The sequence below is a fragment of the Agrobacterium sp. ST15.13.015 genome (assembly GCF_027871645.1).
Lineage (GTDB): Bacteria > Pseudomonadota > Alphaproteobacteria > Rhizobiales > Rhizobiaceae > Agrobacterium > Agrobacterium leguminum.
In genome coordinates this window covers 1-15,863 of the sequence record NZ_JAQAHF010000035.1, presented here as the reverse complement: position 1 = coordinate 15,863, position 15,863 = coordinate 1, and the positions used below count along the sequence as shown (strand labels likewise).

General features: G+C 57.8%; 20 protein-coding genes and 1 pseudogene. 8 read left to right on the top strand and 13 right to left on the bottom strand.

Annotation, left to right across the window (positions count from 1 at the left end):
• The coding region (locus PIB16_RS26445; protein WP_271046668.1) for a hypothetical protein at positions 1-201 on the bottom strand (201 nt) is incomplete at its 3' end.
• Between the two features lie 156 nt (positions 202-357).
• Here PIB16_RS26445 and PIB16_RS26440 point away from each other — a divergent pair.
• Entirely contained in the window at positions 358-1,260 is a 903-nt protein-coding gene (locus tag PIB16_RS26440; RefSeq protein WP_271046667.1) for a hypothetical protein, read from the top strand.
• Between the two features lie 6 nt (positions 1,261-1,266).
• On the opposite strand, the gene PIB16_RS26435 is transcribed toward PIB16_RS26440, so the two are convergent.
• On the bottom strand, positions 1,267-1,800 hold the full coding sequence (locus PIB16_RS26435) for a hypothetical protein (RefSeq protein WP_125147027.1): 534 nt from the start codon (positions 1,798-1,800) through the stop codon (positions 1,267-1,269).
• Positions 1,801-2,248: 448 nt separating this feature from the next.
• On the opposite strand from PIB16_RS26435, the gene PIB16_RS26430 reads away from it, so the two are divergent.
• The gene (locus PIB16_RS26430; RefSeq protein ID WP_065656736.1) at positions 2,249-2,710 is read left to right on the top strand and encodes a hypothetical protein; all 462 of its coding nucleotides are present in this window, start codon (positions 2,249-2,251) and stop codon (positions 2,708-2,710) included.
• A gap of 177 nt (positions 2,711-2,887) precedes the next feature.
• A complete protein-coding gene (locus PIB16_RS26425) occupies positions 2,888-3,211 on the top strand; it encodes a hypothetical protein (protein ID WP_125147026.1) in 324 nt (107 codons plus the stop codon).
• Between the two features lie 31 nt (positions 3,212-3,242).
• Here PIB16_RS26425 and PIB16_RS26420 read toward each other — a convergent pair whose 3' ends face one another.
• The 4 genes from PIB16_RS26420 to PIB16_RS26405 form a co-directional block, all read right to left on the bottom strand.
• Positions 3,243-3,797: a hypothetical protein gene (locus tag PIB16_RS26420; protein ID WP_271046666.1), complete on the bottom strand. Its 555-nt coding sequence runs from the start codon at positions 3,795-3,797 to the stop codon at positions 3,243-3,245.
• Positions 3,798-3,877: 80 nt separating this feature from the next.
• Positions 3,878-4,528, bottom strand: coding sequence for a Vgb family protein (locus PIB16_RS26415; protein ID WP_065656739.1), 651 nt, complete (start codon positions 4,526-4,528; stop codon positions 3,878-3,880).
• A gap of 9 nt (positions 4,529-4,537) precedes the next feature.
• Complete coding sequence (locus PIB16_RS26410; protein WP_125147024.1) at positions 4,538-5,758, bottom strand: HTH domain-containing protein; 1,221 nt, start codon at positions 5,756-5,758, stop codon at positions 4,538-4,540.
• A gap of 62 nt (positions 5,759-5,820) precedes the next feature.
• On the bottom strand, positions 5,821-6,054 hold the full coding sequence (locus PIB16_RS26405; RefSeq protein ID WP_174040239.1) for a hypothetical protein: 234 nt from the start codon (positions 6,052-6,054) through the stop codon (positions 5,821-5,823).
• 99 nt (positions 6,055-6,153) lie between these two features.
• Here PIB16_RS26405 and PIB16_RS26400 point away from each other — a divergent pair, with 99 nt between their 5' ends.
• The 3 genes and pseudogenes from PIB16_RS26400 to PIB16_RS26390 form a co-directional block, all read left to right on the top strand.
• Positions 6,154-6,846 (top strand): DUF899 domain-containing protein, encoded by a 693-nt coding sequence (locus PIB16_RS26400; RefSeq protein WP_125147023.1) that lies wholly within the window; start codon positions 6,154-6,156, stop codon positions 6,844-6,846.
• 81 nt (positions 6,847-6,927) lie between these two features.
• On the top strand, positions 6,928-7,275 hold the full coding sequence (locus tag PIB16_RS26395; RefSeq protein ID WP_174040237.1) for a c-type cytochrome: 348 nt from the start codon (positions 6,928-6,930) through the stop codon (positions 7,273-7,275).
• Positions 7,276-7,301: 26 nt separating this feature from the next.
• Positions 7,302-7,415, top strand: a pseudogene (locus tag PIB16_RS26390) (winged helix-turn-helix transcriptional regulator); the annotation flags it as partial.
• A gap of 24 nt (positions 7,416-7,439) precedes the next feature.
• Here the strand turns inward: PIB16_RS26390 and PIB16_RS26385 are convergent.
• The 4 genes from PIB16_RS26385 to PIB16_RS26370 form a co-directional block, all read right to left on the bottom strand.
• Complete coding sequence (locus PIB16_RS26385; RefSeq protein ID WP_174040236.1) at positions 7,440-8,099, bottom strand: DUF2161 domain-containing phosphodiesterase; 660 nt, start codon at positions 8,097-8,099, stop codon at positions 7,440-7,442.
• 144 nt (positions 8,100-8,243) lie between these two features.
• Positions 8,244-9,743, bottom strand: coding sequence for a tripartite tricarboxylate transporter permease (locus tag PIB16_RS26380; protein ID WP_065656745.1), 1,500 nt, complete (start codon positions 9,741-9,743; stop codon positions 8,244-8,246).
• Between the two features lie 38 nt (positions 9,744-9,781).
• Positions 9,782-10,261: a tripartite tricarboxylate transporter TctB family protein gene (locus PIB16_RS26375; RefSeq protein WP_174040234.1), complete on the bottom strand. Its 480-nt coding sequence runs from the start codon at positions 10,259-10,261 to the stop codon at positions 9,782-9,784.
• 73 nt (positions 10,262-10,334) lie between these two features.
• Positions 10,335-11,315: a Bug family tripartite tricarboxylate transporter substrate binding protein gene (locus PIB16_RS26370; RefSeq protein WP_078053803.1), complete on the bottom strand. Its 981-nt coding sequence runs from the start codon at positions 11,313-11,315 to the stop codon at positions 10,335-10,337.
• Between the two features lie 236 nt (positions 11,316-11,551).
• Between PIB16_RS26370 and PIB16_RS26365 the strand changes: the two genes are divergently transcribed.
• Positions 11,552-12,577 carry a LacI family DNA-binding transcriptional regulator gene (locus PIB16_RS26365; protein WP_174040232.1) on the top strand — a complete coding sequence of 342 codons (1,026 nt, stop codon included), beginning with the start codon at positions 11,552-11,554 and terminating at the stop codon, positions 12,575-12,577.
• Between the two features lie 10 nt (positions 12,578-12,587).
• Here PIB16_RS26365 and PIB16_RS26360 read toward each other — a convergent pair whose 3' ends face one another.
• The gene (locus tag PIB16_RS26360; protein WP_271046665.1) at positions 12,588-13,760 is read right to left on the bottom strand and encodes an L-talarate/galactarate dehydratase; all 1,173 of its coding nucleotides are present in this window, start codon (positions 13,758-13,760) and stop codon (positions 12,588-12,590) included.
• A gap of 112 nt (positions 13,761-13,872) precedes the next feature.
• Between PIB16_RS26360 and PIB16_RS26355 the strand changes: the two genes are divergently transcribed.
• Positions 13,873-14,763: a LysR family transcriptional regulator gene (locus PIB16_RS26355; RefSeq protein WP_065656749.1), complete on the top strand. Its 891-nt coding sequence runs from the start codon at positions 13,873-13,875 to the stop codon at positions 14,761-14,763.
• Between the two features lie 172 nt (positions 14,764-14,935).
• Here PIB16_RS26355 and PIB16_RS26350 read toward each other — a convergent pair whose 3' ends face one another.
• Together PIB16_RS26350 and PIB16_RS26345 are read right to left on the bottom strand one after the other, a co-directional pair.
• Positions 14,936-15,358, bottom strand: coding sequence for a type II toxin-antitoxin system VapC family toxin (locus PIB16_RS26350; RefSeq protein WP_125147016.1), 423 nt, complete (start codon positions 15,356-15,358; stop codon positions 14,936-14,938).
• Positions 15,355-15,609, bottom strand: coding sequence for a type II toxin-antitoxin system prevent-host-death family antitoxin (locus tag PIB16_RS26345; RefSeq protein ID WP_081307965.1), 255 nt, complete (start codon positions 15,607-15,609; stop codon positions 15,355-15,357). Before PIB16_RS26345 ends, PIB16_RS26350 begins: the two co-directional genes overlap by 4 nt.
• Between the last annotated feature and the right edge of the window lie 254 nt (positions 15,610-15,863).

The following is a 15,863-nucleotide window of genomic DNA, read 5'->3' as shown; positions in this document are numbered from 1 at the left end:
ATCGACCAGCCGTCCGATCAGCTCTTCGGGCTTGACCGCTTCCTTCTTGGCACGCACCGTCAGACGAATGTCGAAGAGCTGCGATACGCCCTCCTCGACGGACAGGCGCTCTGGCAGAAGCTGATTCTCGCCCAAAGGCGACTTGACCTTGAGCACACGACTCGCCTGAATGAAGTCAGAGGATGAGGGCTGGTCATTCATTGCGAACCTCGATAGCAGAGCTCAAAAAATCAATCAGCTGTCAAAATCTCGACAGAATGCAATCAAACATTGTGGCGAAACCAAGGACTCAACATGAATTCTGCAACCCGGATAGGGCAAAATACTACCCATGAAATTTGACAGGCGGGGGTGGACGTGCCGGTTGGAGCAAGGCTGAAACAGACAAAGCACGATGCTGACCACTACGGCTTGCGTCGAGAAGAAGCTGCCGGGGCACACCGCGGTGCCGGCTGGTGGGTGAGCCTCAGGCGGCGCGGCCACAGGATTGTCAGGCTGTTCAAGGACAGCATCTACGGTTCGGGCGATGCAGCCTATCGTCAGGCACGCGCCTACCGTGACGCCATTATCCTTGCCATCCCGCCCGCCACCAATCACGAGCAGGCCGTGCTTCTGCGCAAGAACAATCGGAGCGGAATTTCCGGCGTGAGGCGCGTCGAGACGGCGGATGGCGATGTCTGGCAGGCAACTTTGATGACCAATGAGGGGCAAAAAAGAGAGAACTTCTCCGTCGCCAAACTAGGCGAAGAGGCGGCAAAGTCGATGGCGATCACGCAACGGCGCCAATGGCTGAGGGCCCTGCCGGTGACACATCTTGCCTATGCCCATCACGCCGCGGAAGTGGCGCGCGCGCAGTTCGCCGACGAGCTTGCGCCGGCGGATGATGTTTTGCCTGAGGTGCGTCTCGCCGATGCTGACATCGAGGCGCGTATCAAGGAAATTAACGACCGGTTTGACGCGTCTCGCCCGAAGCGACTGCGGGTTCGGGTCAAGAGCTACGCGACGGACAGGGTCTCCATCGTTGTCTCCGATGCGGGAAGCCCTGCGCGAAAGAAGCTCAGACATCTCAATACGCGGGACAAGAGCGCGATCGGAATCATAGACGCGATCAACAGAACCGTCCGGGAAACCGTAACGGCAATTCATGATGACGGGATCGCGTGCTGGTTCAGTTCCACCTATGGCAACAAACTGCTCAATCCGCAGACATTCAATATTGATGAGGGGTTCAACGTGCTTGTTATTGTGCCCCGGGAATAGTGCATCTCATCGATTTGAGCTGATATTAATGACGGCGGACGTGCCGACCTGAACAAAGGAATAATCGACCGCGCCCCGCTTCCACCCCGCGGTTACACTTTCCATAACATCATTCTTGTCGAGATTGTCTGGAGCCCCAAGCCGGTCCGATAACGCATCCAGAAAGCCGGAGGGTCTTGGCGTGGTGTATGCGCACGCCTTGTGTCCATCAGGTCCAGCGGCAATCCAGAACGACAGTAACTCCGCGCCGCCTTCCACCTCATGGCGCCATCCCACGACATCAACAGAACCGCCATTATAACCGGCGAAGCTGCGACGCCACTCCTCAACGTCGGTATTGGACAGACGCTGCCAATCGAGTTTGTCGCCGTTCACCATCGCTTCTTGCACAGTGGGCGCTTCACAGATGGTGAGAAGGCGCTCCACCGTCATATTCGCCGGCGTGGCCGCGGCTTCCCCGAAACTCAACAATGCGGCAAGGCAGCTGATTGTCGATACCTTGAGGTACCGACGCCGGAACGTGCATGCTCCGTTTTTCATATCGTCACTCCGTTTTGGTCTCACCGCCATTTTGTCGCTGTAGACAACCCCACGCCAATCGATCCCCCCGGGAGGTCGCAGACTGATCGACGTTTTCTTTCCGGCAATCTCCGCACCGATAATCTCATTGTGCACAAACGGAACGCAACCCGGTGGCGGCAAACGCTGGCCAGGCAGTTCCAGGTGTCGCCGCATCGCAGGAGCCTGCCCTGACGATCCAGACATTTGCGGGTTCCTCATCTGATAATACGACGTCCGGTGCTTCATCATGTTTTCCCGTGGACACGATCCGTATCGAAGGCGGCCACGAACTCATTGGCAGCGAAGCCGTGGAGGACGTGACAAGACCCTTGGCGTTGTCCTGCCAAAACAATGAAAGCGTCGGCGGATTACTAAAGGCGGTGAATGGTCTTTTTGCCGACAGGGGTTTGCCACGACACAGGCCTGGTTGCCGGAGCAGGACATCGCCGCCAGCAGAACGCTGGTCCTGCGCGTTGTGCCCGGGCGGATCGATGCGGTGGTCTACAAGGAGCAGCAGCCCGATAAGGCATTCTTTCCCCACATGGCGGAATTGAGTGGCAACGTCGCACGTTCCACCTCGATTTCCGAGTTCGTGCAGCAAGCAGACGCCTGGTGGGAGGGTATCGATGACGATCTCGAACGCCTGACCTTGTTGCCGCCGTTCGCCCGGATCGCGATGACTGGCACAATTGCCAAAGACGATGTCCTGCATGTCGATCGCCTCCAGGACACACTCGATAGCCTCAACAGGGTTCCTTCGAACAAGGCAAAGGCGGAGCTTGTTCCGGGCAAAAGGCCGGCGACTTCCGATGTGCAGATCACGAACCGCATCAATGACGCGTTCAGGCTCTACGGCGGTTACACGCCACGAAGGCGATTTTTTAAATAAGGGAATAAAGCCTGCTGAAATTCCGAAATTAATCATGAATGCCGCCGAGGCAGGAAATATAGTCGGTACGTCGGGGTCGGCTCCAGTGTACCGAGTCATATTCAACGGAGTGGAACAAAACGTTCCCGTTGGAATCGGATCAAACGGATACATTGTACGAGCAAACCCAGTAAGTGAATGGAAGCCCTTGAGATGATAAGGTTAATTTTTCTACCCGAATATTTAGCTGATACTCCAATTTTTCGGAGCGATGATAATTATATAGGGCATGTCGAAATTGAAGATTTACCAGTCACAGAGAGAACGAAAGTAAATCTCCGCCAATGGAACAATATTTACCAGCTTACCTTTAACGAGAATGATCCAGAACTATCTGGATTTACGAACCAAGAAGAGAAATTTAAATATATCGACGCAGGAGTCAAGCTGTCCCGAGAATTACAGGACGAGTTGGGATCTGGATATTTCGTAGACTCTGAGTTCCTTCAGCAGAAATTTTGAGGCGGGCTAACGTTTTTGGCTGTATTCGACGTTATGAAGCGGCCTGCAGCTTTCCCTGTCCTCGATCGGCTTCGATATCGGCAAGTCGAAAGGCTATGACGAGACGCTGACGAATGCCTCCATCACCGCCGCCGGAAACGTCTCGCTGACATCGGGCCGCGATACGGCGCTTCTCGGCGGCAACATCATCGGCGGGACGGTCAATCTCGATGTCGGGCGCGATCTCACCATCCTCTCGCCGCAGGCGCAGGGCTGGCGCGACGGCTTCTCCTTCGGTCTGACGGTTGGCGTGAACCCGGCCGACTGGAGCGTTCGCGGCTCGAAGGAGGACGGCTTCAAGGAGTGGTCCTCCGGCTCGGGCATTGTCGCTGCGCAGGGCATCGACATCAAGGTTGCCGAAGACACCACGCTGATCGGCGCAACGCTTCAGGCGACCGATGGCACTGCCACCTGAAACCTGCCATTTGATCGGCACCACAAAACGGCAGAGCCGCCGCGAGAGCGGACTGTCGGCGACCCGGAACGGCAGTGCATGTAATTGTTCTGAACTGGCAACCTCGTTCGGGCTGACGCTGCAAAGCGACAACCACTTTCTCGCAGGCCGACGGTTACCGCCGAGAGGGCCATCGAATAAAGATCGCACAAACCGGCGAATTGCCTCTTGTTTCACATTGGGGTTTCAGATCGCTTTGGCCTGCGTATTGCGCGAACTTTGGGGCTATCGCCAGCGCCGCAGAAAAACCGATCGCGTCCGTCGGATTCGAGCCCCGAAACTGCCATTTCCGCCGGCATATCCAAACGCTCCAGCACTTCACCGGTTGAAGGATCGATGCGGCGGACATCGCTTTGGTCGTTCTCCCACGTACCGTGCCAGAGCTCGCCGTCGACCCACGTGACCCCGGTAACGAAGCGATCGGTTTCGATCGTTCGCAGCACCTTTCCCGTCTCGGGATCGATTTGATGGATCTTGCGGCCCCGATGTTGCCCGACCCAGAGCGAACCTTCAGCCCAGGCAAGGCCGGAATCGCCTCCATTGCCGGGGGCGGGAATCGTGGCGAGCACCTCGCCGGTCTGTGGATCGACCTTCCGAATCGCTGCTTCAGCAATCTGGAACAGGTACTCGCCGTCGAATGCCGTGCCGGCATCCGCAGCAATATTGAGCGAGGTCAGCACGTCTCCACTGTCAGGATCAAACGCCTCCAGTTTTCCGCCTGTCGCCATCCAGACGCGGCGGCCGTCAAAGCTGACCCCATGAACGTGATCCACTCCGGGAAAAGGGCCATATTCACGGATAATTTCGGCGGCTGTGTGTTTCATGCCCTCATCCTAGCCTGAAATGCCGATGGCGGGGAGTAACAAGCTTGTCGGAAAACCCGGAACGCTCGTCGCAATCCAGCGACGGGCGCGTGCGTGGCCGAACCACTCCACCTTATCATTTTTCTCAAGAGTATCGAGCGCCCGCTGCACCGTGCGCGGGCTGACGTCGAGCGCGAGCGCCAGCGCGGAGCTGGACCAGGCCTCGCCATCGGCGAGAAGCGCCAGCACGTCGCTATGCTTTTCTTCGACGGGCGGCGCAAGCACCGCGACCGCACCGCCGTCATGGGACTCCAATACGAACCCCTGCTCGGTGGCGCGTATCTGCGCCAAGGGCCTGATTGCCTCGCGCAGACGCCCGATCTCAACCCGCAGCCGAGCGCGGTGCGATTCATCTGCCTCCCGCGAGCGAAAGGCGCGGACGAGAAGCTCCTCCCGCGGGACATCTTCCGGCCAAGCCTCACCGAGCACGCGCATGAGCGCGAACAGGACCGGACGATTCGCGAGAAAAACGAAGGCTTTATTGACACGCACGACGTTCCGGCACACATCGATGACAAGCGCCCCCGATGCAATGAGCGCCTCCACCTCATCAAGCCGAAGAAGCCGTTCTCCATTACGCGCGACCAGCCGCGCGGCAGGCGCATCGAAGGCCCGTACGGCTCTATTGACTTCGGCTTTCAATGCAGCATTGCCAACCACCTCCGCGGCGTTTTCTGCGCGATCGAGCGCATCACGAGCCGGCTTCGCGCGTATGCGGCGCATCGCGATGCCCGCGACTACCAACTCGTAGCCTACCCGCGATGTCATCGGCAACGCACCAGCATCGAGGCCGTCCAGAACCCGCTCCGCCTCGTCGAGACGGCCGATCAACAGCAAACGCCTTGCTTCGAGATAGCCGGCATGCGCGGCGTTCGCGAAGTCTCCGAATGCCTCCAGGGTAGAGCGGGCGGCGGCGAGTCCCTCCATGGGACGGCCAAGGTCACGCAAGACCAACGCGATCTCTGCCTCCGCAACGGCGCATCGCGCACGGGCCATGGGCGCCCGGTTGCCGAAAGCGCGCGCCGCGCTTCCCAGCAGTTCCTTCGCCCGTGCAAGGTCGCCGAGCTGCGCCATGGCAATGCCGCGCAGGGCGAGTGCTGGAGCATCGGCACGCAGGGCGATGCGCTTGAGCGCTGCAAGCGGATCACCCGCCGCAAGCGCCCGCGCCGCAAAGGTCACCAGAGGGTCCATTCAAATCCCGTCACACTTGTTACTCACATTCTCCCGCCATTCGGACATATATTCTTGTCAGGTTAAGCATCGCAGGAAGCATTGTCGAACCTTAATGGGAATTCAGTAATGACAATGTCCAAACCAACGAGAAAACGCTCTTCGGACACCCCGCGATCAGGCGGGGTCACAGGCTGGCTCGTTCTTGCAGCTTCGCCAACCTTCGCGTTGATGGCCTGGATTTCTGCGAACGACATGCAGGCGAGAATCTGCGCGTCCCCGCCGGTCGCGCTGCCGATCAGCGGCATGGCCTTCATGTACCTGCTGATGAGCCTCTTTCACCTGCCGCCCTGGCTGAAGCTCGCTTCCGCTTACCTGCGGCAATGTCCATCCCCTAAAACCCGAGGAGACTGACAATGAACCACAAAATCGTTTCAGCCAAAGACTGGCTCGCCGCCCGGCGGGATTTTCTGAAAGCGGAGAAAGAGCTTACCCGACACCGGGACGAGGTCGCCCAAAAGCGGCTGGCGCTGCCATGGGTGCGGATCGAGAAGGAATATGTGTTCGAAACGCTCGATGGCCCTAGAACGCTTGCCGATCTTTTCGATGGCCGATCGCAGCTTCTGGTGCAGCATTTCATGTTCGCGCCGGGATGGAAGGAGGGTTGCCCCAGCTGCTCTTTCATGGCCGATCATACCGATGGCATGAACAATCATCTTTCGCATCACGACGTTGCCATGATCGCCATATCACGTGCACCGCTCGCCGACCTCGAGCGCTATCGTAAACGGATGGGCTGGCGCTTCAAATGGGTGTCGTCCTTCGGAAATGACTTCAATCACGATTTCCGTGTCAGCTTCACACCCGACGAGGTCGCCTCCGGCAAGATCGACTACAATTTCGGAGAGTGGCCGGAACTAGGCGAGGAATGGCCGGGCATCAGCGCCTTCTACAAGGACGACGCCGGCCAGGTCTTCCGCACCTACTCCACCTATGGGCGCGGCGTCGAGGCGATGATGGGTACCTATCAGCTACTCGATCTCGCCCCGAAGGGACGCAACGAAGCCGAAGGAATGGACTGGCTCCGCCGCCACGATCGGTACGAATAGCAGTCCTTAAGTCTGCCAATGCAATTGCCGTGAGCGGTGACTGGGGGGATATGATGTCTGAAACGTTTCAAGGAAAATCTCTTGGCCGATCTCGACATGCCCGTCGATCATCTCGCTAACCGTCGTCAGCTTTGCCCTGATCAGCTGCGAATTGCTGCCCATGGCAACGCTCACGCCAACAGCTTGGCGTTACGGAAGGCGCGTCACGCCAGGCGGAGGAATGTGCCGAACCAGCACGGAGATTCGGCACGAAATATTCCCGCTTGCCTTAACTGTCACGAAAAAGATGATAGCAACGCTGCTATTCCGCGCCTTTCCGGCCAGCCGAGCGCTTATCTGGTAAATCGGCTTCGCCTTTTCAGCCAGAAGCGGCGTGGCGGTAGTCCCCCTACCACTGATCATGACCCGGGCCGCCGAACATTTGAATGAAGAAGACATCGAACCGATGGCCGCTTAAGGCCAGAGGGCTTGGCCCTGCCATGAAAGCATTGACGGCCTGGTGGAACGAATGCGGAAAGAGCATCCCCAAAAAGGTGAGTCGGGGACGCAAGCCGACGCCGAAGATCTGAATGGAGTGGTGTGAAACCGCGGCCTCAAATGCGGTCCTGCTGCGGCCATCGCCGCAAGGCTTCACATCCAGCCGGCGTCAGGCCATACACTCCTCGATCGAGCCGCTCAAACCAGCCATAAACATTCGCAAGCAGGATCTTCCCCGCATCCGGAATGCTGGACCTGACCTGACGCACACGCATCGGCCCTGACGATAGCGCCAAAGCGCAGCCAAGCGCCTGCTGGCGATACGCGGTCATGATCGGCGCGCGAGTGCTTCCGCCTGCTGTTGGATCGCCGCGTCGTTTCCGGTGTTCACGCATGAGCCGCGACCGCCGTTTCGGATTGGTTCGCGGCATCGGCGATATCGAACCAACGATCATGCTGACCTCGCCGGTATCGGCGATACCGAGCATGCCGATCCCGAGCCTGCGGCAAAGGTCGCGGTAACGCCTGTCGGCTTCGCGGCCTTTACCCCTGGCCGAGACCCGCGCCGCGATCCAGACTTCATCGGCGATAGCCGCGCGATCGACGGCCTGCAAAATGAGTTCCAGATTGAAACTCAGTTTCAGCTCGCAAATCACGACAACCGGCGGATCGCCATCGCTCAAACCGACGAGGTCGCAACCGTCAACCTCGCCCTTGACGGTGTAACCCGCCTTTTCAAGAAAGCCTTTGATGGGCAGATAAAGCGATGTTTCCATGTGCCTGCAGGTTCAAATGAGTATCCGCCCCCAGATACATCGATACCCCCGCACAGGACAACCTTCATGGCCGTCGCCACGCGGCTTCGGATCGTCCGCAGCAAGATAGTCGCCGAACGACCTGATGGGATTGTTATAATCTCACTATTCGGTGAACGCTTCCTCCCGTTTGCGGCTGATGCTCGGCGACAGTACCAGCGCCAGCACCGCAACCGCAAAGATCAACAGCGACAGGCTAAGCGGGCTGCGCAGAAAGATCGTCGGATCGCCCTGGCTGATCAGCATCGCACGGCGCAGATTTTCCTCCAGCATCGGGCCCAGAATGAAGCCGAGCAGCAACGGCGCCGGTTCGAAACGCATCTTGCTCAATGCAAAACCGACAATGCTGAAACCTGCCATGACGAAGACATCAAAAACGCTGTTGTTGATGCTGTAAGCGCCGATGCAGCAGAAGCCGATGATCGCCGGAAATAAAAGGTGGTAAGGCACGGTCAGCATCCGGACCCAAAGCCCGATCAGCGGCAGGTTCAGAATGACGAGCATGAGATTACCCGACCACATGGAGACGATCATGCCCCAGAACAGGCTCGGCTCCTCGGAAATCACATTCGGGCCGGGCGTGATGCCCTGGATTATCATCGCACCGACCATCAACGCCATGACCGGGTTTCCGGGAATGCCGAGGGTGAGCATGGGAATGAACGATGTTTGCGCGCCGGCATTGTTGGCGGCTTCAGGGGCAGCAACCCCTTCGATCGCACCCTTGCCGAACTCGACCCGGTTGGGAGAAACCCGTTTTTCCACAGCATAGGCAGCGAAGGAGGCCAGCATAGCCCCACCGCCCGGCAGAACACCGAGGAAGGACCCAAGTGCGGTGCCACGCAAAACGGGCGCACAAATTCGCCGGAAATCGTCCTTCGTCAGCATCAGTCCCGTCACACGCTTGACGCCAACCGAACGCTCCTGCTCGTTTTCCAGATTGCGCAGGATTTCACAAATACCGAATATGCCCATGCTGACGGCAACGAAATTCAATCCATCATAGAGTTCTGGAATATCGAAGACATAGCGTGGCGTGCCGCTTTCAACATCTGTGCCAACTGTGCCAAGCAGCAGGCCGAAGAGGATCATGGCGAAGGCCTTCAGCAGAGAGCCGCTGGCCAGCGCAACGGAGGCGACAAGACCGAGAACCATCAGCGAGAAATATTCGGCCGGTCCGAAATTGAGCGCGACCGCGGCAAGCGGCGGCGCGGCAAGCGCAAGCAGGATGGTCGCCACCGTGCCGGCAAAGAAGGAGCCGAGGGCCGCGGTTGCGAGAGCCGTACCGGCACGGCCGTTACGGGCCATCTGGTAACCGTCAATCACGGTGACGACGGAAGAGCTTTCCCCCGGCAGATTGATGAGAATGGCCGTTGTCGAGCCGCCATATTGCGCGCCATAAAAGATGCCGGCCAGCATGATGAGGGCGGATTCCGGCGGCAAGCCGAAGGTGATCGGGAGGAGCATCGCGATCGTGGCCGTTGGTCCAAGCCCCGGCAACACCCCGATCGCAGTTCCCAGAAGACAACCGATGAAGCCGTAGAGCAGGTTCATCGGCAGGAAAGCGGTCGATGCGCCGAGCCAAAGGTTAGAAATGATGTCCATAAGTAATACAATCCGGTTTCGGGGCTGACTGGCACGCCCTAGAAAAAGTCACCGATAAAGGGGATCCACGGTCCGAAGGCACGAAGAGGGAGCGCCAAGAGCTTGGTGAAAAGCAGGGCCGAGCACCCCGCCAGGAAAACGCCCAGCAGGATGGAGTGACGCCAGTTGGCATAACCACTGGCAGCCGAGGCCCCAACGATGAGCAGGAACATCGTGGGCGCAAGGCCAAGCCCTGCCAGCAGCAGACCGAAGCCGACGGGAGCGAGGATCACCAGAAAATAAGCTTTCCAGTTCCAGGTTTCGGTCTCACCCTCTTCAACGCCAACCATCAGCGACTGGATGAGGATCAACGCGCCAAGCGCCATCAAGATCAGGCTCAGCATGGTCGGGAAATAACCAGGGCCCATCTGGAACGAGTTCCCGATCTCCAGATTGCGACCGAACCAGATGAATAACAGGCCGGCAAAAATCATCGTCACGCCGCCGGCGAAGTCGCGACCGTTTTTTATCTTCAGCATGGCACTATACTCGCTGTGGAAATGAGCCGGCCGGAATGACATCGAAGGAAATCATACCGGCCGGCAGCCTGCATCACTGCGGCGGGACGTTCGCGGCCTTGATGACCTCGGCCCACTTCGTCGTTTCCTTGTCGATGAACGCCTGGAATTCGGCCGACGTATTGCCGACCGGCGTCACACCCATTGCTTCGAGTTTCGCTTTTATCGCCGGATCCGCAATGATCTCCTGGACTTCCTTGCTGAGCTTTTCGACAATTTTCGGCGGGGTGCCGGGAGGCGCAAACAAACCATGCCACGAGGTCGCCTCGAAACCGGGAATGACGCTTGCCATGGTTGGCACGTCGGGCAGCAGGCTGGCTTTTTCCAGGCTGGTGACGGCTAGCGCCTTGACCTTACCGGCCTTCACCTGCTGGGCAGCGGTCGGAATATTATCGAACATCATGTCCACATGGCCACCAACAACGTCGAGAATGGCCTGGCTGCTGCCTTTGTAAGGCACATGCGTGATCTTGAGATCGGCCTTGGTGGCCAGAAGCTCGCCCGCAAGATGGATGGACGTGCCAACGCCGGAAGAGGCGTAGGTGTGCTTGCCCGGCTCCGCCTTCAGGAAGGCGATCAACTCCTTGACGGAATTCGCCTTTATCTTATCCGGATTGACAACCAGCACGTTCGGCAGGCTTGCAATCAGCGAAATCGGCGCAAATCCCTTTTCCTTGTCATAAGGCAAGGTCTTGTAGAGCGTCTGATTGATCGCGTTGGAACTGACCGTTCCCATACCGATCGTATAGCCATCAGGCTTTGACCGCGCTAGGTCGCCAAGGCCGATATTGCCGCCGGCACCGGGCTTGTTTTCAACGATGAAACGTTGTCCCAGCCTCTTGTCCAATTCTTCAGCCACAAGGCGGCCGAATGTATCCGTATTGCCGCCTGCGGCAAAAGGAACAATGACGGTCACCGTCTTGGACGGATAGTCTTCGGCAAAACTGGACTGGAGACCGGTTGCGGATATTGCGGCTGTGACAGCCGCAAACGTCATGAAACGCTTGAGGTTCATAGTAATTCCTCCACTTTCTGGCTTCCTGCCAGCACTGTTCACCACCCTTCGAAACCCTCCTCCCGAAGAAATGGAAGCGCTTTCATTTTAGCCCCAAAAATTTCTTCCGCAACAGCAGACGGTGTTTTTTTAATCATTATGTTTCAACATATTGACTTGAATCACTACAATACTTTAGACGCGCATCTTGATTATGCTCAAAATGAAAGCGTAAATCATTTTGAGGGGAACGAGAAATGACCGACTACGAGAAAAGAAGTTATATCGCACCAGGCGGGCCGGTCACGCTCGCCGACATTGCAAAGCTCGCGGGCGTTTCGCCGGTCACGGTTTCCCGGGCGATCAATACTCCCGCTCTGGTCAAGCCCCGCACGCTGGAGGTGATTGAGCGGGTGATCGCAAAAACGGGTTACGTGCCTAATCTGTTGGCTGGCGGCCTTGCTTCCCGGCGCACCCGGCTGATCGCTGCGATCGTCCCAACCGTTTCCAGCACGATCTTTGCCGAGACTATCGAGGGGCTTAACGCTGAACTCGTCGCCGCCGGCTATCAACTGCTGCTTGGCCTTTCCGGTTATGACAATGCCCGCGAGCTGGAACTGACACGCGCGATTTTGGCACGCCGTCCCGATGGCATCGTCCTCACCGGCATCACGCATCTTAAAGGGACACGCGCCATGTTGACAGGCGCGGGCCTGCCGATTGTCGAGATATGGGATTCCACCCCCTCACCGCTCGACACTGCGGTCGGCTTCTCGCATGCGGCGGTTGGCGCTCTGGCGGCCGAGCATCTGCTGGTCAAGGGCTACGACCGCTATGCCCAGATCGGTGCCAACGATCCCCGCGCCGTTCAGCGCCGCGACGGTTTCGTCGGTCGCCTCAGAGGGGTCGCGGATGTCGAGTTACCAGCGCTGGAAATGAATTCACCCTCTACCTTTCGGGACGGCAGATTGGCGATGGCGCAGCTTCTGGACAGTGGGCAAGGCAAGCTCGGCGTATTCTGTTCATCGGACGTCGTCGCCCACGGCGCCCTGGCGGAAGCAAACGCACGCGGCTGCAGCATACCCGATCAGCTTGCCGTTATCGGTTTCGGCGATTTTGACTTTGCTCCCTACACACACCCGCCATTGACAACGATCCGTATCGATCGCCGTGACATCGGCACCAAGGCAGCGCGCTCCATTCTCAGAAAGATAGAAGGCGACCGCAATGTGGAGGCCATGATCAATATCGATTTCCACATCGTTGCCCGCGGCACCGCCTGACGCAGCGCGCTTACGGCCGCTTGCCAAATTCCGCCGTGGCCCGCGTCCAGTGATCGGCCTGTTCCGAAAGCGTAATGCCAAGACCTGGCCGGCTTGGCACCAGCATGCGGCCATCCCTGATCTCCAGCCGCTCGTTGAAAAGCGGATCGAGCCAGTCGAAATGCTCCACCCAAGGCTCAAGCTCGTAGGCGGCCGCCAGATGGAGGTGGATTTCCATGGCGAAATGGGGCGCAAGCTGCAGCTTCCTGGACTCTGCCAGCGCGCAGATTTTCAGGAATTGCGTGATGCCCCCAACGCGCGGCGCATCGGGCTGGATGAAATCGACGGATTTATTCTCAATCAACGAGATATGCTCCAGAACGCTCGCCAGCATTTCGCCGGTTGCGATCGGTGTATCGAGCGTTGCGGCGAGCGCCGCATGGCCTTCGACATCATAGGCATCGAGCGGCTCTTCGATCCATGTCAGATTATAGGGCTCCATGAGACGGCCGAAACGCATAGCGGTGGGGCGATCCCACTGCTGGTTAGCATCGACCATCATCGCCACCCTGCCGCCGATGCGCTCATGCACCGCCGCAACGCGTTTGAGATCGACAGCCATATCGGGCTGACCGACCTTGATCTTGATCCCACCTATGCCCGCAGCAACCGAGCGCTCGACATTATCGAGAACTTCCTCAATCGACGACGACAGGAAGCCACCTGATGTGTTATAGCATTGCACGGAATCGCGGTGGGCGCCGAGCAACTTGGCAAGCGGCAGGCCTGCACGTTTCGCCTTGAGGTCCCACAAGGCCACATCGAAGGCTGCTATCGCCTGGACGGCAAGCCCGCTGCGACCGACCGACGCTCCGGCCCAGCAAAGCTTGTTCCACAGCTTGCCATTGTCGTTCGGGTCTTCGCCGATAAGGACGCTCGCGATCTCCTTGGCGTGTTCATATTGACCCGGACCACCGGCACGCTTGGAATAGCTGAACCCAATGCCGCTATGGCCGTGCTTCGTCTCTATTTCCGCAAAGAGAAAAGCGACTTCGGTCAAAGGCCTCTGCCTGCCGGTCAAAACCTTTGCATCGCTTATCGGCGCCTTCAGCGGCAGGAAAATCGAAGAAAGCTTTATCCAGGCAATGCTGTCTGCGCCGAGGGCCTGTTGCCGGTGGCCGGTTTTTGCTGGCTGCGTATCCATCTTCGCCTCTCTGATTTTCACCCGCCGAGCGGCCCTCGTCTTGACTGATATCGCGGCAATCAATTTAAGTCCAAGTTGTTTTCTGTTGGATATTGATACCAGGATTGAATAGATGCTTGATTTGGGACAGGTCCGTTCATTTGTCGCCATCGCCGCCGAGCTGAATTTCAGCCGCGCGGCCCGGCGTTTGAATATGACCCAGCCTCCACTCAGCCGGCAGATCAAGCTGCTGGAGCAGGAACTCGACGTCACACTCTTCGAGAGAACCAGCCGCAGCGTCGTCCTGACGCCGGCAGGGGTAGCGTTTCTGGCGGAGGCACGGAAACTGCTTGAACAGGGGGATGCAGCGGTAACCGCGACAAGAAGGGCAGCACGCGGGAGTGCGGGAGCAGTGAAAATCGCCTTTGTCGGCGCCAGCACCTATAGTTTCCTGCCGAGGTTCATCAGTCGGGCGCGGACTGCCACACCTCAGGTCGAACTCGAACTGGTGCAGATGGAAACGGCCGAGCAGCTTCAAGCGATCAATGCCGGCGATATCGATCTCGGACTTTCCCGCCCGCTTACCGGCAATCATCATCTGGAAAGCCTGTGCGTTGCGCGCGAACCCATGATGCTCGCCATCCCTCGCGCGCATCCTCTTGCCGCAAAACGCCGACCTGCGCTGGATGCGCTCAATGGTGAGCCCTTCATCATGTTTTCCCAGCCCGCACGCTATCTGCACGACAAGCTGACCAGACTGATAGAGCAGAACGGTATTGCCCCCCGCGTCGTTCAAAGCATGACCCATTCTCAGGCCATCCTCTCACTGGTCAGCGCCGGCATCGGCCTGGCGCTAGTTCCGGCCGGCACCCAAAACGCCTGCTTCGATGATGTGATCTTTCGATCTTTGGATTTGCGAGAAGAATGTGTTGCAGAGCTTCACGCCATTTGGAGTCCCGACAACCGCAATCCTTTGCTGCCGGAAGTACGCAACATCGTTACCCTTGGGCACATTTCGTTATGACCTTCATCTCCGGCAACAGGTTAAAATACATATCTTTTGAGGTATCGGGCTTGTTTCTCGAAGCCATTTCGCCTTGATATAATCTGAACGGCCGACCTCTGCATTTCGAAAACTCAATGAGATTCCTGCCGAGCTCGCAGAAACAATTTCAAGGCACCCCGCATGCCGGTCTTTAGGCACGCCATGGGTCTACGAGAACAACGCCTGTACCTTGGAAATCATGAATGTTGCGTGTGACAACCACTAGTCCATGCACGATCGCTGTCGCAGCAATGAGTGCATCTGCTTCATTGCGGCGATCCGGAATATGCAAGTGAGCACATCGCGTCGCAATTGCTTCATTGATAGAGAGGATGCGCTCAGCGAACTCCGGGCGAACTCGGCTATCCATCCAGGCTCGTAAGCGAGAGCCCTGCTCGATGTCGCGTCGCTGGATGCTGAGTATCCCGCGCTCAAGCTCTAAAATTGTTATGGCAGAAATATACAGATCACGAGAATCCTTGGCACCTAACCAAGTCGTCACGTTCAGATCAGCCTTACCGTCACCCACTTTACGCAGCTCGGAGACAACGTTTGTGTCGAGCAAGTATTTCAAGAGAGATCAACTTCGCGAGTTGCAATGGCCGACCGAGACGGATCGAAATCGATATTCGACAATCCTGGCATTGAAAGCGCCTCGACAAGATTGTGACGCTTACCTGTCAGACGCTCAAACTCACGGTACGTCATCAACACATGCGAAGGTCTGCCTCGATCGGTGATAACGACAGGCCCTGCCTCAGCAGCTTTTTTCGCTCTGCCAACATCGTGATTCAGTTCGCGGCTGGTCAAGTTAGTCGTAGCCATAGTCGCCTCCATGTAGAAACGTATCTACATATAAGGCTTTCATTTTAGTCGCGCAATCCCTTTCTGGCACCGCGTGGCTGCCAGCCTTTTAAGTGAACCGCCCCAGGTTTCTGGACCATCTGAGGCTAGAGTTTTCCGGCTTCTGAACCGCCCCAGGTTTCTGGACCATCTGAGGCTAGAGTTTTCCGGCTTCATTCAGGGAGGCGGGCTGGTTGAGCCTCCTGATTTCATCAGCGAGATCGGTACCTTATTGC